The 23,718-nt window shown below is 46.8% G+C and carries 23 protein-coding genes; 9 read left to right on the top strand and 14 right to left on the bottom strand.

Annotated elements, in window-relative coordinates; genetic code table 11:
- The 3 genes from H5T41_07950 to H5T41_07940 all read right to left on the bottom strand — a co-directional run bounded on the left by H5T41_07950 (window position 1) and on the right by H5T41_07940 (window position 2,089).
- Window positions 1-300 (bottom strand): transcription factor S, encoded by a 300-nt coding sequence (locus tag H5T41_07950; GenBank protein ID MBC7108701.1) that lies wholly within the window; start codon window positions 298-300, stop codon window positions 1-3.
- Window positions 301-551: 251 nt separating this feature from the next.
- Window positions 552-1,586 (bottom strand): hypothetical protein, encoded by a 1,035-nt coding sequence (locus H5T41_07945; GenBank protein MBC7108700.1) that lies wholly within the window; start codon window positions 1,584-1,586, stop codon window positions 552-554.
- 137 nt (window positions 1,587-1,723) lie between these two features.
- Window positions 1,724-2,089: a hypothetical protein gene (locus H5T41_07940; protein MBC7108699.1), complete on the bottom strand. Its 366-nt coding sequence runs from the start codon at window positions 2,087-2,089 to the stop codon at window positions 1,724-1,726.
- Window positions 2,090-2,457: 368 nt separating this feature from the next.
- Between H5T41_07940 and H5T41_07935 the strand changes: the two genes are divergently transcribed.
- Together H5T41_07935 and H5T41_07930 are read left to right on the top strand one after the other, a co-directional pair.
- A complete protein-coding gene (locus tag H5T41_07935; protein MBC7108698.1) occupies window positions 2,458-2,874 on the top strand; it encodes a YjbQ family protein in 417 nt (138 codons plus the stop codon).
- Window positions 2,875-2,903: 29 nt separating this feature from the next.
- Window positions 2,904-4,130: an MBL fold metallo-hydrolase gene (locus H5T41_07930; protein ID MBC7108697.1), complete on the top strand. Its 1,227-nt coding sequence runs from the start codon at window positions 2,904-2,906 to the stop codon at window positions 4,128-4,130.
- Between the two features lie 74 nt (window positions 4,131-4,204).
- On the opposite strand, the gene H5T41_07925 is transcribed toward H5T41_07930, so the two are convergent.
- Complete coding sequence (locus tag H5T41_07925; protein MBC7108696.1) at window positions 4,205-4,402, bottom strand: hypothetical protein; 198 nt, start codon at window positions 4,400-4,402, stop codon at window positions 4,205-4,207.
- A 376-nt stretch (window positions 4,403-4,778) separates the two neighbouring features.
- Between H5T41_07925 and nadC the strand changes: the two genes are divergently transcribed.
- Entirely contained in the window at window positions 4,779-5,615 is an 837-nt protein-coding gene (nadC, locus tag H5T41_07920; protein ID MBC7108695.1) for a carboxylating nicotinate-nucleotide diphosphorylase, read from the top strand.
- Here nadC and H5T41_07915 read toward each other — a convergent pair.
- Together H5T41_07915 and H5T41_07910 are read right to left on the bottom strand one after the other, a co-directional pair.
- Window positions 5,612-6,439, bottom strand: a complete 828-nt coding sequence (locus H5T41_07915; GenBank protein MBC7108694.1) for a hypothetical protein — start codon at window positions 6,437-6,439, stop codon at window positions 5,612-5,614. The two genes, nadC and H5T41_07915, sit on opposite strands and share 4 nt — an antisense overlap.
- Complete coding sequence (locus H5T41_07910; GenBank protein MBC7108693.1) at window positions 6,436-6,924, bottom strand: 4Fe-4S dicluster domain-containing protein; 489 nt, start codon at window positions 6,922-6,924, stop codon at window positions 6,436-6,438. The genes H5T41_07915 and H5T41_07910 overlap by 4 nt, the downstream gene beginning before the upstream one ends.
- 115 nt (window positions 6,925-7,039) lie before the next feature.
- On the opposite strand from H5T41_07910, the gene H5T41_07905 reads away from it, so the two are divergent.
- The gene (locus H5T41_07905; GenBank protein ID MBC7108692.1) at window positions 7,040-7,225 is read left to right on the top strand and encodes a hypothetical protein; all 186 of its coding nucleotides are present in this window, start codon (window positions 7,040-7,042) and stop codon (window positions 7,223-7,225) included.
- A gap of 141 nt (window positions 7,226-7,366) precedes the next feature.
- Window positions 7,367-7,843, top strand: a complete 477-nt coding sequence (locus H5T41_07900) for a hypothetical protein (protein MBC7108691.1) — start codon at window positions 7,367-7,369, stop codon at window positions 7,841-7,843.
- A gap of 33 nt (window positions 7,844-7,876) precedes the next feature.
- Here the strand turns inward: H5T41_07900 and H5T41_07895 are convergent, their stop codons facing one another.
- From H5T41_07895 to H5T41_07860, 8 genes are all read right to left on the bottom strand, one after another.
- On the bottom strand, window positions 7,877-8,755 hold the full coding sequence (locus H5T41_07895; GenBank protein ID MBC7108690.1) for a CoB--CoM heterodisulfide reductase subunit B: 879 nt from the start codon (window positions 8,753-8,755) through the stop codon (window positions 7,877-7,879).
- Complete coding sequence (locus tag H5T41_07890; GenBank protein ID MBC7108689.1) at window positions 8,752-9,234, bottom strand: 4Fe-4S dicluster domain-containing protein; 483 nt, start codon at window positions 9,232-9,234, stop codon at window positions 8,752-8,754. The genes H5T41_07895 and H5T41_07890 overlap by 4 nt, the downstream gene beginning before the upstream one ends.
- Entirely contained in the window at window positions 9,224-11,131 is a 1,908-nt protein-coding gene (locus H5T41_07885) for a hypothetical protein (protein ID MBC7108688.1), read from the bottom strand. Before H5T41_07885 ends, H5T41_07890 begins: the two co-directional genes overlap by 11 nt.
- Complete coding sequence (locus H5T41_07880) at window positions 11,131-13,659, bottom strand: hydrogenase iron-sulfur subunit (GenBank protein ID MBC7108687.1); 2,529 nt, start codon at window positions 13,657-13,659, stop codon at window positions 11,131-11,133. The genes H5T41_07885 and H5T41_07880 overlap by 1 nt, the downstream gene beginning before the upstream one ends.
- A gap of 168 nt (window positions 13,660-13,827) precedes the next feature.
- The gene (locus H5T41_07875) at window positions 13,828-15,009 is read right to left on the bottom strand and encodes a (Fe-S)-binding protein (GenBank protein MBC7108686.1); all 1,182 of its coding nucleotides are present in this window, start codon (window positions 15,007-15,009) and stop codon (window positions 13,828-13,830) included.
- Window positions 14,996-15,424 carry a hydrogenase iron-sulfur subunit gene (locus tag H5T41_07870; protein MBC7108685.1) on the bottom strand — a complete coding sequence of 143 codons (429 nt, stop codon included), beginning with the start codon at window positions 15,422-15,424 and terminating at the stop codon, window positions 14,996-14,998. Before H5T41_07870 ends, H5T41_07875 begins: the two co-directional genes overlap by 14 nt.
- Window positions 15,415-18,396: a CoB--CoM heterodisulfide reductase iron-sulfur subunit A family protein gene (locus H5T41_07865; protein ID MBC7108684.1), complete on the bottom strand. Its 2,982-nt coding sequence runs from the start codon at window positions 18,394-18,396 to the stop codon at window positions 15,415-15,417. Before H5T41_07865 ends, H5T41_07870 begins: the two co-directional genes overlap by 10 nt.
- A gap of 108 nt (window positions 18,397-18,504) precedes the next feature.
- Window positions 18,505-19,698 (bottom strand): hypothetical protein, encoded by a 1,194-nt coding sequence (locus tag H5T41_07860; GenBank protein ID MBC7108683.1) that lies wholly within the window; start codon window positions 19,696-19,698, stop codon window positions 18,505-18,507.
- A 114-nt stretch (window positions 19,699-19,812) separates the two neighbouring features.
- Here H5T41_07860 and H5T41_07855 point away from each other — a divergent pair, with 114 nt between their 5' ends.
- From H5T41_07855 to H5T41_07840, 4 genes are all read left to right on the top strand, one after another.
- Entirely contained in the window at window positions 19,813-20,514 is a 702-nt protein-coding gene (locus H5T41_07855) for an anaerobic ribonucleoside-triphosphate reductase activating protein (protein ID MBC7108682.1), read from the top strand.
- Between the two features lie 113 nt (window positions 20,515-20,627).
- Window positions 20,628-21,341, top strand: coding sequence for an AAA family ATPase (locus tag H5T41_07850; protein MBC7108681.1), 714 nt, complete (start codon window positions 20,628-20,630; stop codon window positions 21,339-21,341).
- A 14-nt stretch (window positions 21,342-21,355) separates the two neighbouring features.
- Window positions 21,356-22,876, top strand: a complete 1,521-nt coding sequence (locus tag H5T41_07845) for an AAA family ATPase (protein MBC7108680.1) — start codon at window positions 21,356-21,358, stop codon at window positions 22,874-22,876.
- 79 nt (window positions 22,877-22,955) lie between these two features.
- Window positions 22,956-23,672, top strand: a complete 717-nt coding sequence (locus tag H5T41_07840) for an AAA family ATPase (GenBank protein MBC7108679.1) — start codon at window positions 22,956-22,958, stop codon at window positions 23,670-23,672.
- Window positions 23,673-23,718 lie beyond the last annotated feature (46 nt).

The following is a 23,718-nucleotide window of genomic DNA, read 5'->3' as shown; positions in this document are numbered from 1 at the left end:
TTAATATTCTCTCCAAGAATATCCGCATTCCGTGCAGCGGTAAATACGCGTTTCGGGCTCATCGGCGGCTCTCGTTTGCCTTAGGACCCAAAAAGCTTCATTGTGTCCGCACTTCGGGCACTCGACCTTTGTTTTCGGAAGGGTCGGTGCGTTCGAGTCAATCACCACCAATTCCTTTTCTCGAATCCTCGTCGTGAAAGTTTGTCTTTCACCGTTCATTTTCTGTTCTTTGCCACATTTACTGCATCTGAATACGCCGTTCTTGGGAAACATTAATGATCTACATTCCGGGCAGAACATCGTTCAATCGCCAAGTGCCGTGGAAAAAGATTTCCCTATAAATATTCTTCTACGAAATTGCGCTTCATCTACTGATCATTGAAAATCATAGGTCTGCGGCGCTTCCATCTTCTCCGATGAAATTGATGCCACAGAGATCGAATTGTGTCCCGATTCTCGCTGATTTCCAGGAAACTCTAAAATCATTCCATTTTAGACTGATATTTGAGAAATAAAACGATTAAGATCCTTTTTCTGGCTTGGGATTTCACTTACATGAATTCCCAATCACCTGAGTTGGAATCGACTTTTTCTGGAGCAACGGACTTGCTCGTGCGTTTCTTCATCAGTGCCCTATTAATCAAGCCTTCTGGCAAACTAGCTGACTTCTTCACTTTTTTCTCAACCATTCGCTGCTTCTTAGCCATCAGATGCGCTCTTCTGTCAATGAGCTTCGCTTCCCTGGGCGACATCGATCTCGGTGATTCCTTTGATTCAATAATCCTGTGAGCGGATCTGAGTGGCGGAAGTTCCTCGTCACCGTATTCAACACTTGCTCCAAGCGCTTGAAGCTCGTCAAAGCTCATTCTTTCAGGTCCCTGCCGTCTCGGGCGAAGAGAAAAACTTGACCAGGAGGGTCGAGGGGAGACAGTTTCGTGCGGGAATTCGCTTCCTTCCACGACAACCGTTGTTCGGTGGCCGCCGTGCTGGGAAATGTATTCCATTTCCCTCCTGGTCTGATCAGCGATAATTCCTCCGATATACGCAAAGGCGATCGTCATCAGATAACTATCGAGCCTGAATGAAATTGTTGATTGAAGCAACGATACAAAATTGTGAAGGTACAGCGAAGCGAAATTCATGTATGAATCAAGAAGCGGAATATTTGAGGCCAGTGCACTCAGAATTGCTCCTGGGGTGATATTGATCCCGTTGATCGTCGTCGGAATCCAGCCAACATCGACGGCAGCGGTGATCGCAAAGATAATGGCCAGTGGAATGAAAGCTGCCATAACACCTTTCCATGGGCTTCCAGCTCTTCTGCCTCCAACATAGCCTGCAATCATCTGACCAATAATCGGAAGCCACCAGAGGAGAAATGATAAGATGAAGATGTATTTGACAGCACTCCAGAAACTGTAGACGACCTTTGTACTCTTGAACCTTTTCGATTCCTCGCCGTCATCCACCTCAGCGACTTTATATACGCTCCGGTGGATAATGTGATTAGCTTTTTGATCAATGATAGGATCTTTCTTTCTAAAGAGCACCCCAATCCCTTCGGTCGGACATGCGTCAGACGACAATTCTAATGTTGTTTAACATATTTATTTTTTTTGGATTTATCTATGAAGTTCTATCCACATTTTAGAGATACGATATTATGAGAATGAATTTTGTGGTTGTATTGCAGCGATGATATGAGTTGACAGTCCGTCAGACGCTACCGGGGGATATAATACCAAAGACCGTGTTCCTGCAGAGCTCGCCTCGTGCTTTCAAAGGTCACCTTGTCGCGCTTTGCCTGGTATTTTAGTATCTCATCCATCGACCATCCAAGATAATCCGCCAAACGCGCGAGCCTAGTGTATGGAAAAGCTTGCTTTCCCAAAAGTATTTGTCTGATGCTCCACCCAGGATGAACTCTTGAGCGATATCCGAGCTCTCTTCCTAACTTATTGATGCTACCAGCCTTATCAATCCCATATTTTATCAGCTTAACCCTGAAATCGGACTCCAACCAGATCCGCTCAGCTTTCAAATCCTTCTTTCCTAGATATATACCAGCACCTAGGACGGGATTGGACACAGCCTTATTATTTGAATTCGAATTATTAATCTTTTCTCCACCGATTCGTATCGAAATTATTTCGTATCATTAAGAATAGAACTTTCCTATCTGAATCAGCTGGAAGGGGTCGCAATTCTCTCGAAAGAGATCATTGAGGAATAGCAGGAAACAAAGTCAGTGATCCAGAATAATATTTTTCGGAATGTTTCAGTGGCGACGATATTCGAAAAGAGTTTATAGGGAAAATCATGAATTTTTATCATTGTAGTATTCTTATGCACAATTTGTGCTTGCCCTCTAGGTCTATTCCCAAAAATATGTAATCCTGCAATCCAATTTCTACCAAAAAATGCTTATATGTACGCTTTAGTTGGCGGTTTCGTGAAATGATGTTCAGAAAGACGGTCACCATTGAAACGAGAGGCGAAGAAGATCTGATCGACATCACCGATCATATAAGGAGTGCAATTAAAGAATCGGGGGTCTCCGACGGACTCGCCTGCGTTTTCGTCCCTCACTCAACAGCAGCGCTGATAACGATTGAAAATGAGCCGGGACTAAGAAACGACATCAGGAAAGCCCTCGAACGCATTGCGCCGAAGAATTTTAGTTATGACCACAACAGAGCTTGGGGAGACGACAATGGACATTCTCACATCAGATCATCATTTCTCGGAACCTCTCTAACCATCCCTTTTTCTGGAGGGTCTCCTGATCTGGGGACATGGCAACAGGTCGTTCTCGTGGAATTGGACATCAGAAGAAGAAGCCGAAAAATTATCATTCAGATTATAGGCGAGTAAAAAAAAGTGTATTGGAGCTGTTTAACATGATGATCAAATTTCTAGGCGGGGCTGATGTTGTCGGAAGAATGGGTATATTCCTTCGACACAAAGATGCAAATTTGCTTCTTGAATACGGAATGAGACCTTCAAAACCACCTCAGTATCCGATGCCGAGTCCTCCCGTTGATTATGCGTTCCTATCTCACTGCCATTTGGATCACAGCGGTATGGTTCCCTGGCTCTGCAAGAGATACGATACGGAAATCGTTGCAACCTCGTCGACAATGGCAATAACGAGAGTTTTGCTGGAAGATGCTCTCAAGGTTGCCGATTCGGAAGGATATCCCAGACCGTTTGAGAACACAGATATCAAGGCGGCCCTGAGGAATTTCACCACGATGGAATTCGGAGAGACTGTAGATGTGGCGGGATTTGAAGTAGAGATGCACAGTGCTGGGCACATACCTGGCGCAGCGATGTACGAATTGAGAGGTGACGATGTGACGCTATTCACCGGCGACATCAATACGAGAAACACTCAACTCGTCTGGGGAGCACATCCCGTAAAATGCGACAATCTCATCATCGAGGCAACGTATGCTGGCAGAACTCATCCAAACAGGGCAAAGACCGAAAAAAGATTTCTCGAAAAGATTGAAGAGGTCGTGGACCGCGGAGGCAAGGTCATCATTCCCTGCTTCGCCGTCGGAAGAACCCAAGAGGTTATGCTCATTTTGAGAGATGAAAAATACGATATGTGGGTAGATGGTATGGGAAGAACGGTCACGCGACTTTACCTAGACCAGCCTGAATATCTGCGCTCAGAGAAAAATCTCAGAATTGCGAAAAGCAGATTCAAGGAAGTAAGAACCCCAGCCGGTCGAGAGCGCGCAAAGAAAGGCGAGGTTATCGTGACAACTGGCGGGATGCTTGATGGTGGCCCCGTGATGGAATATCTCAAAGACATCAAAGATGATCGGAAAAGCGCGATTCTTTTGACTGGCTATCAGGTCGAAGGATCGAACGGTAGACAGCTCCTCGAGACGGGAATGATCGATATTTACGGGGTGAAGGAAAAGATCAAGTGTGAGGTGGAAGCATTCGACCTGTCAGCACACTCGGATCACAATGAATTGATCGCGTTTATTCGTGCCTGCTCGCCAAGGAATGTCGTGCTGTGCCACAGCGAGAACAGAGAAGTTCTCGCAAAAGAATTAGAAGGAGAATTCAATGTTTATCTTCCGAAACCAGGGGAAGAATTTGAATTGGGTTAATTTCCGTTTCCCTGACTGTTGCACCGGGAGATTCACGAAGCGGTGCAATTAGGCCACGGAGACATTAAAGCCCGTTATTTCCCCGGTAGATATGTAAATGCGCTTTCCCCTCTCCTTGTAAGGAAAGTTACCTTCCACGGCCCTTCCACCCGCACTTTGTCTTTCAAAATACCTGAAAGAATATCATGTTTGATTTCAATAACCACATCCGTGCTACTCCTTGCACCGGTGGAAAGAATCACGTCGCCTTCTGATCCGATCGAGACGGTCAATGATTCGCTTTCAGTCTCGAAGAGCCAATTCTGTTCTGTAGTAATATTTTTAAGAGGTAACCGCCCGAATAAAAAGATCCGATCTCAGCTTGACGAGGGTCTGTAATTTTTCCCTCATTCCACTGAGCAGGCCATAAAGGCATGACATTAATTGGTATGGTGCATCGAGCCTCCATTTATGTTATTCAAACATACTACTACAAAGTATATTTATAAAACAATAACTATAGAAAAAGAAAGAATGACGTCGAGGGAGTGCGTGATTCAGGTTGAGAGGAAGCGGTATTGTTGGAATGTACCAGCAACGATGGAATTGAAATAGGATTTAGCCAGATGATGAATAGATTTATATTAGAAAATATCCATCATAACTTGGATGAATGAGATTACTGACTATCTCAAGGAGGATGTAGGTTTTGGCGATATCACAAGTGACATCCTTCTCAAAGATGAAGTAGGCAATGCGAAGATCGTCGCGAATGAGGATGGTGTTCTCGCAGGTCTTGAAGAGGCAATCGAGATCTTCGAAAGGCTCGGGGTCAACACATTTCCGATGGCAAGAGATGGGGATAGAGTCACGAAAGGAGAAGATGTTCTTGTCCTCGAAGGACCTTTGAAAAAAATTCTGCTTGGCGAGAGACTCGCGCTTAATTTCCTTATGAAAATGAGCGGCATCGCCACAGCCACAAATAATATTCTGAAGGAGTGTAGAAAGTTTAACCCTAATATAAAAATCGCCGCGACGAGGAAGACCACACCTGGATTCAGAAAATACGAGAAGAAGGCAGTGATCATCGGCGGTGGAGATCCTCACCGTTATCGGCTCGATGACGCGATTCTCATCAAAGATAATCATCTGAGGGTCGTTGGAAGTATTACCGAGGCTGTGTCGAAAGCGAAGAGTGTTTCTTTCACAAAAAAGATTGAAGTCGAGGTCGAAACGATCGAGCAAGCAGTGGAGGCAGCCAAGGCTGGAGCCGACATCATCATGTTCGATAATATGCCGCTAGAACAGGTCGAAGTTGCGTCCCTTGCAGTGAAGAAACTCAATGATCGGATTCTCGTCGAGGTTTCTGGAGGCTTGACTCCTGAGACAGCACCAAAATATGCCAGACATGCGGACATTCTTTCACTGGGATGGATCACACACTCGTCGAAGGCGATCCATTTTAGCCTCGAGATCACAAGCGTCAAGACGCCCGAAACCGTCTAGAGAACAACTCTTGTCTTATGGTATCCTAAGCCAATTTCTTCCGGCGAGGCCCCCAGTGCGAGTGCCAGGAATTCGGAAAAATAGAGAACTGGAATACCTTGTTTTTGCCTAATGTCAAATTGAATAAAACAGAAAGGGCATGGCGTCAGAATGCAATTTGCACCAGCCGCAGCGAACTCATTGATCAATTCATCAAGTACCTTCGAAGACAGCACCTCATTAATACTGGATACTCCGCCACCGCAGCAATTTGGCCAATCCTCTTCCGCAACAACATCAGCACCGAGAGAACTAGCGATTTCGCTGAGTATCCGCGTATAATAACTTTGATCATACGAGGTCAATTTACTAGGCCGAACAAGATGACATCCCGGATGAATCGCGACTCGCATTCCCGCGCCTTGCCTCACGACGAGCTCATCAAGCTTTGTTCTTTTCTTGGCGATCAAATCTATGAGATGAATGATATCGATCTTACCAGTATATCTCCTACCGATCCCCGCAAGCACCTCGTTGACGCGATCTTTCATGCTTTGCGATTTGAGTGCGTGTTTTGCTTCTTTGAGGGACATCAAACATCCGTTGCACAGCGTGAGGATATTCCGATCATTTTCTTCAGCGATGGAAAGTAACCTTGCGGCCACAACCAACCATGTATCAACGGCGAGCGACCTTAATCCAATTGGTTCAACGCAGCACGTTGCACCAGGCAGCGGCTGATAATCAACCTGCATTTTATCCAGTACAAAGAGCGAGGATCGTTCGAGAAAGGGAAGTCTCGTTGGGATGAGACATCCGCGGAAGAGGTAAAAGGTGTCATTCAAAAGCCCAGCCTCCCCAATCGAGTTCTATTCACGATGAAAGTGATCTCAGTCATCGTTTTCTGATCGATATCAAAATCGTCGAGCTTCATTTCGCTTCTCATTTTTTTCGTCAAACCTGTTTTCGGAAATGAAAGACCGGTCTTCATGAATAATTTCGCTTCGTCCACATACTGCTTTGGAATATTACCTCTCTCTGAAGCGAGATTCCGAACCAATGTGATGATGAACGAGGGATTGACATTCAGTTGGCACCTTTCCGTGCAGCTCTGACACATCATGCAAAACCATATGGTCTCTTCCTTTTCAACATTGATTGCGCCTAACATCGCTCGTTCGATTATTTCTCTGGTACGAATGCCACCGTGCAGTTGGCTTGGACAGACGGCGGAACATTGTCCGCATTGGTGACATTCCCAGAGACTCAGATCAGACCAAACTTTTCCAATCGTCGCAGGGAGGAAAGGATCAAAAACGGATTTTCTCACAGTAAATGCTGATATTTCCGCTCGTTTATACTCTTTTCTTCCGAAAAGACTGAAAAAGGATCGATGTGAGGAATCCCGTAACCATCAAAGTAAATGACTACTATACCAACTTATCATGGAGATCGAAAAAGAGAGATGCCAGTTCTGTGGAAGGCAGGCGAAGCATTTTCTCTTCGCAGCATTCGTCTGTGATAGCGAAGATTGCATCGAAAAAGCGAGAATTGAAAGAGGTGGTCCGGGCGGCCATATGAAAAAGAAAATGAAAGGGGAAATTATCTTTGAGGAAATTGATAAAAAATAAGAAGACTTTTCTGGAGCTGTTACTATCATCTACGCTAATTTCTGTAGTTAGGCGTTAAAATATTAAAGTAAGAATCCTCTCCACTACGCAGGTGTCATATTGACAGATGATGTAAAATTCTGCCCATATTGCGGAGAAAGAGTGCATTCCGCAGCGAATTACTGCCCGAAGTGCGGAGCGCAACTTCCAGTTCAAGAAAGTCAACCGACTGGACAGCAACAATATCAGCCACAATACCAGCAACAATATCAAATGCCATATCAACAAGGTTATTCGACGCAACATCCGCGAAAGACGAGACCCGAAGGGGCGATTGTCCTCTCGATGATTGCAGGCGTTTTCATCATGATCAACGGATTGATCGTTACAATTCTTGGCGCTTTCATGACATTCATGTTCATGCCAGCGGGAATCATCGTTTTGATCGCTGGATTGATTCTTGGATTGGTCGTCTTTATAGCTGCAATCAAATTGAGCCAGAATCCAGAAGAACACATCACGTGGGGAGTCCTCATCCTGGTTTTCTCACTGCTGAGCATCGTCATCGGTGGAGGCTTCATCATCGGGATGATCCTCGGCTTCATCGGTGGTCTGCTGGCAATCGTCTGGAATGCATAAACTCTTTTTGATTGATTTTTCTTTTTCTTCATTCTACTGAAGAAGATCCTTTCTTGCTTTCTTCGCGTTTTTCGCGATATTCCTCGTCGAAACCATGTGGGTATGAAGGCCAAGTATCTTGTCCTTGATTCCGAAGGAGAGGCCGATCAGCTGATTGAGATGGAGTACAGGGATTTCGAATCTTGTTTTCAACCGCTTTTGTCCCTGATCAAGCTGCAAATGACAAAACGGGCAGATATCGAGAATGCAGTCTGCGCCTGCTTTCTTGATGAAGTTGAGTTTTCGCTGGAGAATTGCCATCGAGAGATCTTCATTCCCACTCCAAACCCCGCCACCGGCACCGCAGCAACTCAGTTTTTCCGGAAAATCCACGCTCTCACAGCCGAGACATTCAACGATTTTCTCGAGAATTTCTGGTCGCTCAGGGTTCTCGCCGCCATGAGCCGAGGGCTTCAGATAATGGCACCCGTAGTGAATCGCAACCTTCAAATCGAGCTCAACCTTCACCGCCTCTCTGATTTGTGGAAGTCTTTCTTTGATGAGATCGACGAAATGAATCACCCTTGTGGTCCCCTGATATCTCATCTCGATCATACCGAGGAATTTATTGACTCTCTCCACAGATTCAGGATGTTCCTTGAGGTATCTGTCTGCAGCACCAAGTGTCCCATAGCAGCCGTTGCATATCGTTAGGAGGGGGATTCCCCTCGCTTCAGCGGTCGCGATGTTTCTTGCGGCAATAACAAGCCACGAGTCAAAATCGTAGCTCCTGATGACACCAGGAGCTGGGCAACATGTGTATGGATCTTCAACAAGCTCGATTCCTAGCTCCTTGAAAACGATAGAAGTCGCTTTCTCGATCGAAGGATACAGATTCTTCGCGATGCATCCAGGAAAGAGTGAATATCTCACTTTTGAGCCTCCCGGATCATGTTGATAATGTCGATCGATTCCATTAATCGCCGAAATTTCGATAGCGCTTCTTCGTTATGAGCGACATCAGCTGGCTCTTTCGAAAGTCCAAGCAGCGACCTTATTTTTGAGATCTCGGGCGTCAAGGGAAACCCATTTGATGTGTCATATATGGCCTTGATCGCAGTGAGATGAATTCTTGGAAAATTACCCCGTCTCGCGGCGAGGTTTCTGAGAAAAATAATCGCGTCCGTCACCTTGACGCCTTTCGGACATCTTTCCTGGCACGTGTAACAAGTGGTACAGCTCCAAAGCTCATTCAGATCGAGGACATCGATTCCGGATTTGGCCATATAGATGATCATTCTCGTTTTTAGATTTGATTCGAAGCCCGCTGGGCATGAGGCCGAGCACTTCCCACATTGCATACATTTCCTCAGATCAAAATTTTTAATGATAGACGGAAGATCAAGCGCCATTTGAATTCCCCTCCAGAGCCTTCGCAATTATCTCGACGATATCAAAAACCTGCAGTTTCCCCTGTTCTTCAAGATTAAGCTCGCAGAATGGACATGAAGTCACGACGAAGTCAACTCCGAGTTCTTCTGCTCGCTTCATTCTTTTCTTGCTCAGCTCTGCAGCCAGTTCTCTCCTTGAAGACCTCACCCCACCACCTCCACCACAGCACATTGCACGATCTCTCGATTCTGGAAATTCGACGAGTTCGATCCCTGGAATTTCCCTCAAAACGATTCTGGGATCATCGTACACTTCCATTTTCCGACCGAGGTGACACGGGTCGTGGTATGCGACTTTCGCGACGTATCGTTTAAGACGAAGTTGACCAACATTGTCCTTTAAGAATTTGGAGATATGGATGACACCGATGCCCGTATAATCCCTTGCAAGCGTTGAGTAACAACCAGCACACGAAACGATGACTTTCCTCCCTCCGATGATCTCTTTATTCTTCTCAGCGAGAAAGGAGAGATCGTATCCTGTCCTCTTGAGCACGCTACCGCAACAGACAAGTCCATTAGGAATCTCGTAATCTACGCCAAGGGCATCGAGGATTGACATTGTGTTGCGCATCAGCTGCGGTCGCCTATAGACCGCGACGCAACCTGGGAAGTACACGTATTCTGCATTTTCTTTTTTTGATGCAAAGGGAGTTCTCTCGCCGAAAACGTTTCCCGTCAACCTCACATTTTCAAATATCTTTTTATGTGGGTCAGGATTGAGGTTATGTTTGACAAAGGAGGATCTGAGGCTTTCAATGATCGAAACAACATCAAAATGAAAGTCACATTCGATCTTACACCGCTCGCAAGTTGTACACATGAACGCGTTTTCGCACGAACTAGCAAGAAGATGCCTTGCAAAATCCTTGCTTCGCGCAACAGGATTCAACCGCTGCCCCTTTTCCCTGAAATCTATTCCAACGATGGAAAAATCGATTCCAAGCGCCTCAGCAACTAGTTCCTGAAAATCAAGGATTGTGATTGCTGGGGGTACATTGCTGTAGGATTCCTCGTTGAAAACACATTCGAGGTGAATCCTGCATTTCGAACAAGATGTCACTAGAATTTGCGCACCGGTCTCAGTCGCCTCACTCAATCTCTGAACTCTGATCTCTTTCGAGACACTGTTACAATTGACCCAAGCCGATACGCCGCAACATAAAGAGTTCTCCCTTGAATGATTCATTTCCCTAAAAATCGAGATCTTTTCGAGAATTTCACGGGGTTTGTCGTACATCGAATGAAAGCGCCCGAGCCTGCACGGATCGTGGAATGTCGTGATTAACCGCTTTTCAGGAAGGTCGTTGATTTTATCAGAAATGAACTCAGAGATATGAATCGCGTTAAGACCATGGAGTTCTTTCAGTGAATGATAGCATTCGGCACAACCCGTAATGACAGAACCATTGATTTCCCTAGTTAAACGATTCCTAATCAAATCAAAATGATCGAGTTTACCCGCGTAATAAAGATCGTGTCCGCAGCATCCATAAACGATCTTCGGTGATACACCAAAATGATTTAGGATCGCAACACCCGCGTTCGCCGCTCGAACATAAGAAGTCCCCCAGCCAAGGAGTTCGTCAAAGATCGGAAGGCAGCCCGGGAAATAATAGATCTCGTCCCTGCCAGTATCGAGTTCAGAGCTCAACCATGATTTCACCTTTCCCCTCGCCATCAATTCTTGAGCAAGAAGGAAAACATCCCTGTGCGATCCTCGTGACGGTGCCGCATACCTATGAAGCCGGACCACATCACCGATATCGAGGTTAACAGGGCAAACGGACGAGCATTTTTTACAGATCGTGCAATCGGTCTTCTCAGTTTCAAGAGGATTACATGGCTGAGCCTGCATCAGGTTTCCTCCGTGTCCTTCAAGATTTTCTCCACGGCCTCAACAAATTTCCCACCTTCAGATGAAGAAATGTTGAAAAATTGAAGTCGGTGGCTGCCAATACCCATAAAATCGAGCGCTCTCTTTGCCATCTCCACCCTCTTAGCCGCGTGTCTATTTCCATCGATGAAGTGACATTGACCATCGAGACACGCGGCGATCATGACACCTTTCGCACCATATTCAAAAGGAAGTAACATTTGCGCGAGCGAGATCCTTCCGCTGCACGGCACCTTAACGACTTTGATTGCTGTCGAATAATGATACTTTGCCGCACCCGCGAGATCCGCCGCATTATATCCACATTGTTCGCATGCGTAGGCGATGATCGAATCGATATCGTATTCAATGATGCCGGCAGCTGCAGATTCCAGTTGAAGATCGTTGTTGAATCTGAGGTCGATCGCGTTTGAAGGGCAGTCCGCTGCACATTTGCCGCATGCCTTGCACGCAATTTCGATCACTTCGTATTTGCCTTCATCCTTTTTGATGGCGTCATATGAACATATCTCAGCACACTTTCCACACCGGATGCAACGCGCCTGGTCGATTACCGCGGTGATCAGATCAACGATAAGTTCATCTTCCTTTAGGAAGCTTGAAGTTCGAGATGCAGCGGTGCCAGCGTCAGTGATGCATTCCTGTATCGGCTTCGGGGCTTCGGCTGTTCCACAAACGAAAATACCAGACAGTGCGGTGTCAACAGGTGCGATTTTCACGTGAACTGGCGCGATAAAACCATCCTTCCCTGTGACCAGCGAAGCGATCTTCGCAATCTGCTGCGTACCTTCAGAGGGTTCCATTGCAACTGAAAGCACAACGAGATCACTAACGATCTCACGTGGCCGACCGAGGAAGGTATCTTCACACTTGACGACCAGCTGATGGCCGATTGGAACGATCTCGCCAACGTTCCCACGTATAAACTCAACACCGATCTCCCTCGCTCTGTCGAAGTATTCCTCATATCCTCTGCCAGAAGCTCGAAGATCGATGTAGCAGACTTTCACGTCGATTTCGGGATGATCTCTCTTAATGAGGCTCGCATTCTTCACCGCATACATGCAACAGATTTTCGAGCAGTACTCTCTTCGTTTCATATCCCTCGATCCAGCGCATTGTACGAACGTCACACTCTTTGGCGCCGTTCCATCGCTGGGCTTCACCAACTTGCCCTGCGTCGGTCCCGCGGGACTCAGCATTCGCTCGAGTTGCAACCCCGTGATGACATTTGGATGTTCGGTTCGGTACTCGCTCCCGCTCAGATCATACTCCCTGTATCCCGTTGCAACAATGACCGCCCCTACAGTGATTTCAAAAACCTGTTCCGTATCCTCATCGAGAATTGCCCCGGGTCCGCAGACCTCGATGCAACCCCTGCAGTCCATCAATCCCTTCAATCTCAGGCAGTGATCCGCGTCGCGCAGATACTTCAAAGGGACGGATTGGGCATTCGGTATGTAAATTGCTTTTCTCAAACCAAGACCAAAATCGAATTCATTTGGAATGACCACAGGACAGACATTGATGATTGATATGGCGCCAAACCGACACGCTCTGACGCAATCCCAGCATCCGACACATTTCAAGGTATCATACTTCGGTTTTTCCTTCGGTGCTGGTTGGATGAGCGCATACGTCCTGCATTTTTTCACACAAGCGCCGCAACCGGTGCATTTTTCGAGGTCGATGCGAATTCGATCAACCATATACGGTTCCGTGATGGGAGGCCACCTGGCTTCAAGATTTCCTTTCGAACAGTTGCCACAGCCCGTGCACCTGTCGTAATCGACGAATCTCGCTCTCTTTTTCAATCGAATACGATACTCACCAGGCCGACCGCGCACCTCCTCCACATCTGTCATCGTCCACAATCTGATTTTTCGATGCGCCAACACCCTGTTTAAAATCGGCGAGATCGTACACATCGCGCAGTCGTCCGTTGGAAAAGTGCGGTTAAGTTTAACCATATTCCCGCCGATGACAGGTTCCTTTTCGATGAGCTCAACATCGATGCCCTTATCCGCGAGTTCGAGGGCCGCATGAATCCCCGCGATGCCCGCTCCAATCACAGCGACGCTCCTTTTAAGAGGCACTCTGATGGAGGCAATCGGCTCATGAAATTTCACCCTTTTAATTGCACCGTGGATGAGCGCTTTCGCTTTCTCAGTCGCAAGACTTCGATCACTCGTTGTCCAAGCGCATTGTTCTCTGATATTGACCATTTCCCAGAGATAGGGGTTGATGACCTGACCAACACATTCCCTGAAAATCTCGCCGTGATGCTTTGGCGAACAGGCGGCGATGACGACCCTCTCGAGATGATTTTCCCTCGCTGCGTTGATAATCATCTCCTGGCCAGCTTTCGAGCAAAGAAAAAGATGATCCACCACGTAGGTGTTCTCGGAGGAGAAATGTTTCTTCAGCGATTCTATGTCAACAACACCGGCGATATTTGTTCCGCAATGACAGATGAAGAGACCGATCATTACTTTTCCCTCTATTCATACCTCCGAGATTTACCTTCACGAACCAACACTCTGATGTTCAGAGTTATTGAAGACCAAGCCTCAAATGCTGAAGGCGATTCTCGCAACGCGCGAGAGAACAAAGAGCCCCTAGGCATCATAATATCAAAGTCGAGAGAGAATTCCAATCTAATTCAACTTTTCTCGCTTTGAGTCTTGCAGCTCCGCTTTACCTCGCTCGTTTGACGACATCCGGGAGGCCGCAAGCACGTGGATATCAACGATGTCAAAGCGATAGGATTCGTCATAGTTGTTCTTTTCATACTGAGCGCAAGAAAGATGCGCTAGACATTTCGGGCAGGCCGTAACGAGTGTTCCGGCTCCGGTTGCTCTCGCCTCCTCAATTCTCTCAAGCTGCCAATATTTTGTCCATGAGTCACAGTTCACCCAAGATGCGACGCCGCAACACACACTGGTATGCCCAGACCTTGGCATTTCGAAAAAATTGCTGATCGAGTGCAAGATCTTTCTCGGTTCGTCGATAATATTTGAATGCTTAGCTAACCTGCAAGGATCGTGAAAAGTTGTCGACAAAGTGTTATCTTTCTTCAAAGTGAGAATTCCGCCAGCAACTGCGTCGCCCATCATCGCGGTCAGATTCTTGACCTCGAAATCGAGCGGACCGAAGAACTGAGGATAAACGAACTTGAGCGTCGAGTAACACTCTGGGCAGAATGCGATGACCTCTTCTGCGCCTGATGATCCAATCGCTTTCAAATTCAATTCGGCGAGCTGGAGAAATAACTCGTCATCCCCAAGCCAGTACTGATCGTGTCCACAACACCTTTCCGACTCCAAGACATTCGGCTCGATTCCCATCGCATTAAGGAGCTTCACCGCAGCTCTCGGGATTTGAAGGAAATCGATATTGAGGTGTTTGAAAATGATATTTAAATAAGGCGTGCAGCCGACGAATAACAATACTTTCGAGTTTTTGCTTATCCTTAAATCAGAAGTCAACCAGCTCGATGTTTTTGGGTGGAGATAAGGCTTTGAAGAAAGGCGTGCGATGAGGTCGAATGTATCACCGTGGGTCATCATCGGCGATGCGCGCTCGACAGACAGTTTTCTGATCGTTCTCATGATTTCATGGAATTTAACACGAGAGTTACAGAGAGCACTACATGTCCCGCACGTGACGCAATCCCACATCTCTCTGCTTGACAGATGCTCATCGTAAAGCAGGAGATGTTCAACGACCGTTCGCGGCGAAAAATCGTTTTGGCGGTGGGATACTGGACAAGCCCACGAACACTTTCCGCAATCGATACATTGTCTTATCCCATATTCTTCAATTTTATCTCTGATCATCTTGAGATTCACCCCTGAAAGGACCGAGCGATCGTATCGTCTCTGTGAAATCCTTTGCTGTCTCAGCAAAAAGAGCACCTTCAGATGCAGATATCCATTTCAATAACAGCCTTCTTTTATCAATGCCAAGAATCTCCATAATCTCCAAGGTCGTTTCAATTCTGCTTCTTGCGCATTCATTGCCAGAAATGTAATGACAATCACCTGGATGACATCCCAGAACCATGACACCATCGGCACCTTGCTCAAAGCACTTGAGAATCATTGACGGTTCAATCCGACCTGTGCACATGACGCGGAGGATGCTGATACTCGGAGGATATTGAAATCTCGACAGACCTGCTGTGTCCGCACCCGCATACGCGCACCAATTGCAGCAGAATGCGATGATTTTTGGAAGCCAGGTCATTCGCATCCTCCTAGCAATGCGGTGATCATCCTTTTCATATGATCGTGCGAAAAACCCTTGACATCAATTGCGTTGGTGGGGCAGGAAGCTGCGCATGTGCCACAGCCTTTGCAAATCGTCCCGTTGATTTTTGATTTTCTAATCGACCCTTCGGTGATCAGTCGGGCGGCCCCGAATTTGCAGATTGCTTCGCACTCACCACATCCCCTGCATCTATTCTCATCTACAACACAGATCATCGGAGACGTCAGAATTTTCTTTTTCGAGAGTATGGCAGCGGCTTTCGCCGCGACCGCGGAACCCTGGATCATCGCTTCGCCGAGATTCTTCGGGTATTGGGCACAACCGGCAACGAAGATTCCTTCGGTTGCAAATTCAACTGGAGCGAGTTTTGGATGTTTTTCCAGAAAAAATCCCTCTTCGTCTGTCGGAACCTTCAAAATTGTGCGGAGATCCGCGATCGAATCACCGGGGACAAGAATATCAACTTCAACAACGAGATCCGTTTCCAATGAAATCAGCCCGTCAAGAACGGAGTTAAAAACGAGACGGTTATTTTGAAACTCAATGATCTTGTCATATTCAAAAAAGCGCACGCCTTCGAGGCATGCCTCATAATATAATTCCTCCGCGCCCCGTTCGTAAAACATAAGGTCGGTGTATAAAATGTTGACTTCCTTTCCCTGCCTACGTAATTCGATTGCTTGGAGCAGAGTTTTATAACAACAGAATCTCGAGCAACCGCGTTTTTCATTTCTTGCACCGAGACATTGGATGAATGTGATATGTTCTGGGAGTACATCATTCTGTTTAATTTTTTGATCGAGTTCCACACTTGTGATTGAATCCCTGATGATTTTCTGGCCATTGCATCGAAGTGATGCACCAGGCGCCAGAATGATCACACCGGCGTGAATCTCAGCGCCATTAGATAGGACGATGCTGAAATCACCGACCGCACCGTTAACTGCCTTAATGGTACAGTTCGTCCATACCGTGAGCCTCTCTTCATCGACCAGTGAAAGAAGCGCTCGAAGCGCTTCGCTATCGTCAAAATCGATATCGAGATTTTCGATCGAAAGTAGTGAACCGCCGAGTTTGTTGGATTTTTCCACAATCACTACGTCGAATCCCTGCCGCAGGAGATCCGATGCGGCCTTCAGACCAGCGGGTCCTCCCCCAACGATCAGCGCCCGATTTGTCACTTCGATTGCACCAGGCTCCAGCGGCTCAAGCAGCGATGCCTTAGCAATCGCAGCCTTGATCAACGCGATCGCTTTTCTCGTCGCCTGGTCGCGTTCATACCGATGAACCCACGCGCAGTGTTCCCTGATATTGACCATTTCGAAAAGGTATGGATTAAGCCCGCCTTTTTCGATCGTCGCGCGGAACAGCGATTCATGCGTCCGTGGTGTGCATGACGCGACGACGATTCTGTTGAGCCTCTCCTGCCGAATCATTTCTGACAGCATCGTCAAAGCGCTGTCAGAACACATGAAAAGATGCTCACCAACATATACAACGCCAGGGATTCTCCTCACAGCTTCAACGACTTTCCCGATATCAACGACTGACGCGATATTTGTGCCGCATCTGCAGACGAAGACGCCAATTCTAGATTCTTCTGATTTCGGAGATTCGATTTTCTTTTCTCCAGCGATACTTTTTTCCGCTGTTCCGCTCTCCAACTTCCTTAATTCTTGTGAGACCATAAGGGCATGGGATGCAGCAGCAGACGCTGTGGCGACACTGTCTGAGATATCCTTCGGACCTGTGCAACATCCCGCCGCGAAAATGCCTTCCCTTGTCGTTTTGACAGAAAACGGTTTCTCGGTTGCGATAAAGCCGTCCCTGGCGATTTTGATGCCAAGGACCTTCGCGAGATCTGAAAGTCCCTTTGGCGGAGATGCTGCGATGGCGAGGACGACCATGTCGGCCTCAAGTAACTCAATCATTCCAGTTCTCACATCCTCGACTCTGACTTGAAGCCTCTCGCCATCTTCCAGAATCTCCGCAACCTTTCCCTTAACGAATTTGATGCCCTCTTTTCTTGCCCTTGCCAGATAGCGATCAAATCCCTTACCGTAAGTTCGAAGACCCATATGGCAAATCCAGATGTCCTCGATCGACGGTTCGTGCTCGAGCGCAACAAGTCCCTGTTTAATGGAGGTCATACAGCAAAATCTTGAGCAATAAGGGCGAAATCTCGAATCCCTCGAGCCGACACATTGGGCGAAAACAATGCGTTTCGGCGCCGTGTTTATCCGCGGGATGATCAATTTCCCGCCCGTCGGCCCCGATGCGCTAAGAAGACGTTCGAACTCAAGCGACGTGAGTATGCGGGGATGTTGTAAGCCTTGCAAAGGAAGAAGCTTGCAAGGGTTTAAGAGCTCAAAACCAGCAGCAACAATGATTGATGAGACCTCCAGCACCTCAGTCACCGGCTTCGCATCAAAATCGACCGCATTTGCAGGACAAACTTTACTGCAAACGCCACATCTCTCTTTGTTTAAGAAGAGACAGTGCGACGAATCAATAAGGTACTTGAAGGGGACGGCCTGTGGGTAAGGAAGATAAATCGCCTTTCTTTCGCCAAGACCTTCGTCGAATTCATTTGGTACTTTTACGGGACATTTTTCTGCACAGATCCCGCATGCCACGCATCGATCCTCACGCACATATCGAGGCGCTTTGCGTATCGTCAATTTAAAATTTGGTGCTTCACCATCTAAGGCGATCACCTCCGACATCGTCATGATTGTAATCAGCGGATGTCTGCTCGCCTCGACCAATTTCGGAGAAAGAATGCAGGCGGAACAGTCGTTCGTTGGGAAAGTTTTGTCGAGTTTGGCCATATGACCGCCGAGTGCAGGACCTTTTTCGATCAACAACACTCGTACCCCAGCATTCGCGACATCAAGTGCGGCCTGAACGCCGGAAATGCCACCCCCGATGACCGCGACTGGTTTACCCGACAAATCAGCACCCCGCGACCTCTCGTGTTAGGCGCCGATCGATGAAAAATTTTTTGATTCGAATGAGATCACCATCAAATGATAGATTTCAACTGAGCCCAATGTGTCCCTTTAGCCTTTTTTTATTAAATGATGTCTTAACGATGCGAAATAGCAATTGAAGAACTGTGCAGACGAAGATGAAAGAGCCCTCAGAAGTTGCTCGGCGGTCATCATGCCTTGAGTACCTCCTCGTTCTATCCTCATCTGGCGCATCAAAGAGATACATTCCTTGAATCTTTCAATTAATTTATTCTGCTGTTCAATTCGCAGATCGATTTCCGTTGCTTTTCTCAATCGCTTCCATACACCATCAAGAAAGTAGCCAAAACGCTCATTGTCCCAAATTTTCCTCCCGATTCTCCATTCCATCCCCCCCATTCCGAGGCACATTAACCTAGCCGATGAAACGACGGATCGGAGTTCTCTTGAAATCGGCTGCATCCCGGCCACCTCAATATTTTGTGATAGAGAATATCGATGATTACGGAATTCCTCTTCATTATTAATCGCGCTCCCGATCACCGAGGCGCCCATCGGATTACCAGGGTATTCGAAATGCGGGCCAAAAAGGTAGAGAGTACCTCTACCATAGGATTTCCTTAATGCTGCAATCTTGTCGATGACGATCTGGCTAGCCATCTCTTCAGGAACTAGAAAAATCGTCTTCTCAGTAAAAGATCGATAATACGCTAGAACCTCGGCGTCTGAAACATCATACCAACATGGTCCACCGTAAAGAGGTGCCGTGAACTCGGTGCCAAGGCATTCGACGACTAATGGTCCGCGCACCGGTTGAAAGACGTACGAGCAGCCATACTTCGTCACGAATCTTTCGCCGTTACAAAATCGGCTATCGAGGCTACTAGTTAGATTCGTTATCCTTCCCTTAACGAGATTGAAATGATTTAATGGCTCGAGTGAAGAATGAAGAGGAAGATAGGCACCGGCGCAGATCCCAATGTATTGTCCTCCACGAACGATCCATTCTTCCAGACTGCGTAGACGAGTTGATCCAATTGCATTCGCAAGGCCGAAAGTATCTCCGCCAGAAATAAAGAGGACATCCGCTGGGATGTCCGAACAAATGTCCTCCTTCTGGATAAATTTCAAATTGTAATAACCCAGATTTTCGAGCGAATCAACGAGCCAAATCCATGAATGTGACGCCCCATCGCCAGTGTAAATCGCGATTCGTGACGATTTCCCATCGATCAGTCCACGCAAATTTCGCTCGATGCACTCTTTGGCCGACAGGAGTTTCATCGATTTCAAGATGAAGATATCAACGCAAAATAAAGTTCTTTATCAATTTTTCATCTTTCCTGCGATATGCCACGGCAAGAATAATTTATCCCTGATGTTCATTTCAGATCGGCAATGAAAATCGTGGGCTTTTCAAAAACGTCGTTGATCGACTGGGACGGTTGCGTCGCCTCAACGATTTATCTTCCAGGCTGTAATTTCCGTTGTCCTGCCTGTCACAACAGGGACCTCGTTATCAATCCCGATAGCCTCGAGGAGATTTCTCGGGGGGAAATCGAATCGTATATCAGAGCGAACGAGGATTTTATCGACGGTGTGGTTATCACTGGCGGCGAGCCAACGATTCACAAAGATCTGAGAGAACTGATCACATGGCTCCGCCGTCTGGGAATGAAAATCAAGCTTGACACCAATGGGAGCCGACCTGAGGTGATCAAGGAGTTGATTGAAGACGAACTTCTCGATTTCATTGCAATGGATATTAAAGCCCCGCTCAACGATAAATACAATGACGTTTCCGGTGTCGAAGCACCGCTCGAAGAGATAAAGAGATCGATCTCCCTGATTATGGAATCTGGGATCGATTACGAATTCAGAACGACCGTTGTGCCAATTTTTCTTAATGAGAATGATATTGAATTGATCGCAGCGTTCATCGGTGGAGCAAAGAAGTATGCACTCCAGCAGTTCCGCCCGAAGAACACGATTGATGAGCGATTGAGGGTACTCAATCCATATTCTACGGAGAAAATCAGAAAAATGGCCGAGGTCGCGAAATCATACGTGAAAAGGGTTGTCATCAGGGGGGAGGTTTAAAGAGAGTTATCAGGAGTGATACTAAGTTCCAATATCTTTTAGTATCATTCACTGTATGAAAGAAAATAGATCGGCCCGAACGGTGTTCGGAGAGCCGGCTCGGAGGGGTTCAATTGAGTTCAAACGAAAGGATCAGAACCTTTGTCGACGGATTTGACAAAATATTGGAGGGTGGGATACCCGCTGGACACATTGTTCTCATTGCTGGCACCCCTGGAACCATGAAGTCCTCTCTCACATATTACATTCTTTATCATCACGCGCTTGAAAATGGGAAAACTGGCGTTTACGTAACCTTGGAGCAATCGCGGGAAAGCCTCCTTCGACAGATGGAAAAAATGGGAATGCCAACAGAGCCCGTCAAGGACAAGTTGCATGTTCTTGACCTCAGCTTGATCAGAAAGAAATTAAGACAAATCTCTGGTGCCGGTTCGTGGCTTCAGGTTTTCAAAGCTTACCTGCAGAATTTGAGCGAAAATCTGAAATACGAGTTGCTAGCGATCGATTCGCTCGATGTGCTTGAAACGATGTCGGAAATATCAAACAGGAGGACGGAGCTTTTCTACTTGTTCCAGTGGCTGAAGGAACTCAACGCCACCGTTTTCCTGATTTCTGAGGCTTCGCCTGAGAAGATTCTCGAGGGTACATTTGGCGAAGGATATCTCTCTGATGGGGTTATCACCCTGAAAATGCAAGTTGTCAGAGATGTAGAGACTCAAAGGCGCATTCGATGCGTTAAAATGAGAGAGACGAATCACGATCCTTCATACTACACCTTGCTGTTTAGCGGTAACAAATTCCAGGTAACAAAAGTCATCAGCGAATGAGGCCTGGTGAATCAATGAAAAAGCGCTACGAATGCCCGAGATGCGGTGCAGGCATCAAACCTGATGATATCCAATGTGATCGATGCGGCGAGATTTTAAAGCCGATCGAGCCGCAATCAGAAACTTTGCCAATTTCGGTGACTGTTGAGAAGGTCATCAGTGAGGAAGAGATACCTGTTGTCTTCGGACAGTCGGAATATCTTTCACTTTCAAGACAAAAGCAGCTGTTGATCCAAAAGGAAAAGGAGATCACCAAAAAGGAAAAGGAACTGATGGAAAGAGAGAATCGATTGATGGAGGCGATCGAATCCCTCGAAAAAGATAATCGTGCGCTGGAAGAAGCGATGAAGCGGTGCACGGAATTTGAAGCGGAGCTTCGCGCTCGTGAAAAAGTGCTAAGGGATAGGGAAAAGGAACTCGATGCACTTGCAGAAAAACTTGAGAAAAGCATGAGGGAACTCGAGATCTCGACGGATTCTGGCAGGAAGATGAGAATCAGCACAGAGGAATTTGAAAAACTCCTCGCATTGAGAGAAGATTATCAAAAAGCGCTGGAAGAAGGACTAGCCAGAATGAAAAAACAGGTGGAGGAGGAGTTACGAGAGAGGTTTGAGAAGCTTTCGCAGCTTGAACAACAGCTGAGGGCAGCAGAGGCTTCTTTTGAAAGGAGGGTTACATGCGAGACAAAAACCGCTGAAAAAGGAATTACCGAAGAGCCGAAAGAAATTGTCGCTGGCACTGTGGATGTTAGTAAAATAATTGATGAGCTTAAGAAAGAAATCGACGTTCAGATCGGGGCCGGATTTCCAGAAAAGCCTGACGACGTGAGAATCCGCACGCATATCGAAAGGCTCGATGCGGCCCTCGATGGGGGAATACCGAAGGGCAGTGTTGTCCTTGTTAACGGCTCGGCAGGCACGATGAAATCGACACTCACTTATGCGATCCTTCACAACTGCGCCGTCCTGGATAACATTAACAGCATGTATTTTTCACTTGAACAAAGCCGAGAATCGCTGATTCGACAGATGGAACGATTAGGGATGCCGAGAGAGCAATCGAGAGACAGGCTGATGGTTGTGGATATGATTGATTTACGCAAGCGGATGGCCAAGGAGAGAGGTGACTGGCGCAGTATCCTTATGAGATATGTAAGCAATGTCAAGAAGGAATGGGACTTTCAGCTATTTGTGCTCGATTCACTAGAGTCTTTCAAGTCGCTAGCTGATTATCAATTCACAAGGCAGGATTTGAAGGATCTTTTCGACTGGTTCAAATCGCTAAACATTACCGTCTTCGTAATTTCCGAAAAACCGATCACTTCACTGCTTGAAAACGTGGAGAGCGAGGTTTATCTAGCTGATGGGGTGATCGAACTCCATATGAAGGAACTCGATCATGGACGAATGCAGCGCTGGTTAAGGGTGATGAAGATGAGAGGCGCGAACATCGATCCGCGCTTCTTTTCGTTCTCGCATGACGGGTCGCGGTTCAACATATCTGTGCCGATTGTAAACAGCCATGATTCCCCTTAAAATAAATGATGCGAGTGAGATAGTGACGAAAGATTAAATATTCCAGATGTCGTAATCGCTATCTGCGGGATGGAAAAGTATGGTGCATATTGAAAGGGTCCGGACTTTCATCCACAATTTTGATGAGAATCTTCAGGGAGGTATTCCAAAGGGGCAGGTTGTTTTGATCACAGGCACACCCGGAACGATGAAGTCCTCCCTTGCCTATAGCATCCTTTATCACAACGCATTGCAAAACGGAATCAAAAGCGTCTATATGACACTTGAGCAATCGAAAGACAATCTGATGCAGCAGATGACAAGTATGGGAATGGATGACGAGAGGGCAAAAGAGTTTATTCATATATTAGACCTCGGACTCATCAGGAAAAGTCTAACCCAGTTGAGCGCGAAGGGGACTTGGCTGCAAGTCTTCAAAATGTATGCGGATAGCCTCAAACGGAGCATCGGGTACGAGTTACTTGTGGTGGACTCCCTCGATGTGTTGGAAATGGCTGCCCAGATGGGTGAAAACCGGCGTACAGAGCTCTTCTATCTCTTCGAATGGCTGAGGAATCTTGGTGTAACTTCATTCCTCATATCCGAGACCTCTCCAGAGAAGATGCTTGAAAACAAATATGACGAGGGATATCTTGCGGATGGCGTCATTAGCTTGAAACTGCAGGAAATTGGCGAGACTGACATTCAGCGCAGGATTAGGGCGGTTAAGATCAGAAGTACGAACCATAAGACAGGGTACTTCTCTCTGCTCTTTAGCGATGGTGTGTTCAGGGCGACTCAGGTTATTACTGAATGATGGCCAGCATAAAGCAGACCGTCAAACATTAATAGAAGATTGATCT

Source organism: Methanomassiliicoccales archaeon (assembly GCA_014361295.1).
Lineage (GTDB): Archaea > Thermoplasmatota > Thermoplasmata > Methanomassiliicoccales > JACIVX01 > JACIVX01.
Note: the sequence above shows the minus strand (reverse complement) of the source record. Positions and strands in the feature narration are given on the sequence as shown.

What these genes read in the sequence shown, in the direction of transcription:
- H5T41_07880 (MBC7108687.1), bottom strand. Translation starts at nt 13,659, where the DNA reads ATGATCGGTCTCTTCATCTGTCATTGCGGAACAAATATCGCCGGTGTT.
- H5T41_07855 (MBC7108682.1), top strand. Translation starts at nt 19,813, where the DNA reads ATGAAAATCGTGGGCTTTTCAAAAACGTCGTTGATCGACTGGGACGGT.
- H5T41_07950 (MBC7108701.1), bottom strand. Translation starts at nt 300, where the DNA reads ATGTTCTGCCCGGAATGTAGATCATTAATGTTTCCCAAGAACGGCGTA.
- H5T41_07845 (MBC7108680.1), top strand. Translation starts at nt 21,356, where the DNA reads ATGAAAAAGCGCTACGAATGCCCGAGATGCGGTGCAGGCATCAAACCT.
- H5T41_07930 (MBC7108697.1), top strand. Translation starts at nt 2,904, where the DNA reads ATGATCAAATTTCTAGGCGGGGCTGATGTTGTCGGAAGAATGGGTATA.
- H5T41_07860 (MBC7108683.1), bottom strand. Translation starts at nt 19,698, where the DNA reads ATGAAACTCCTGTCGGCCAAAGAGTGCATCGAGCGAAATTTGCGTGGA.
- H5T41_07875 (MBC7108686.1), bottom strand. Translation starts at nt 15,009, where the DNA reads ATGATCAGAGATAAAATTGAAGAATATGGGATAAGACAATGTATCGAT.
- H5T41_07885 (MBC7108688.1), bottom strand. Translation starts at nt 11,131, where the DNA reads ATGCAGGCTCAGCCATGTAATCCTCTTGAAACTGAGAAGACCGATTGC.
- H5T41_07870 (MBC7108685.1), bottom strand. Translation starts at nt 15,424, where the DNA reads ATGCGAATGACCTGGCTTCCAAAAATCATCGCATTCTGCTGCAATTGG.
- H5T41_07890 (MBC7108689.1), bottom strand. Translation starts at nt 9,234, where the DNA reads ATGGCGCTTGATCTTCCGTCTATCATTAAAAATTTTGATCTGAGGAAA.
- H5T41_07840 (MBC7108679.1), top strand. Translation starts at nt 22,956, where the DNA reads ATGGTGCATATTGAAAGGGTCCGGACTTTCATCCACAATTTTGATGAG.
- nadC (MBC7108695.1), top strand. Translation starts at nt 4,779, where the DNA reads ATGAATGAGATTACTGACTATCTCAAGGAGGATGTAGGTTTTGGCGAT.
- H5T41_07935 (MBC7108698.1), top strand. Translation starts at nt 2,458, where the DNA reads ATGATGTTCAGAAAGACGGTCACCATTGAAACGAGAGGCGAAGAAGAT.
- H5T41_07905 (MBC7108692.1), top strand. Translation starts at nt 7,040, where the DNA reads ATGGAGATCGAAAAAGAGAGATGCCAGTTCTGTGGAAGGCAGGCGAAG.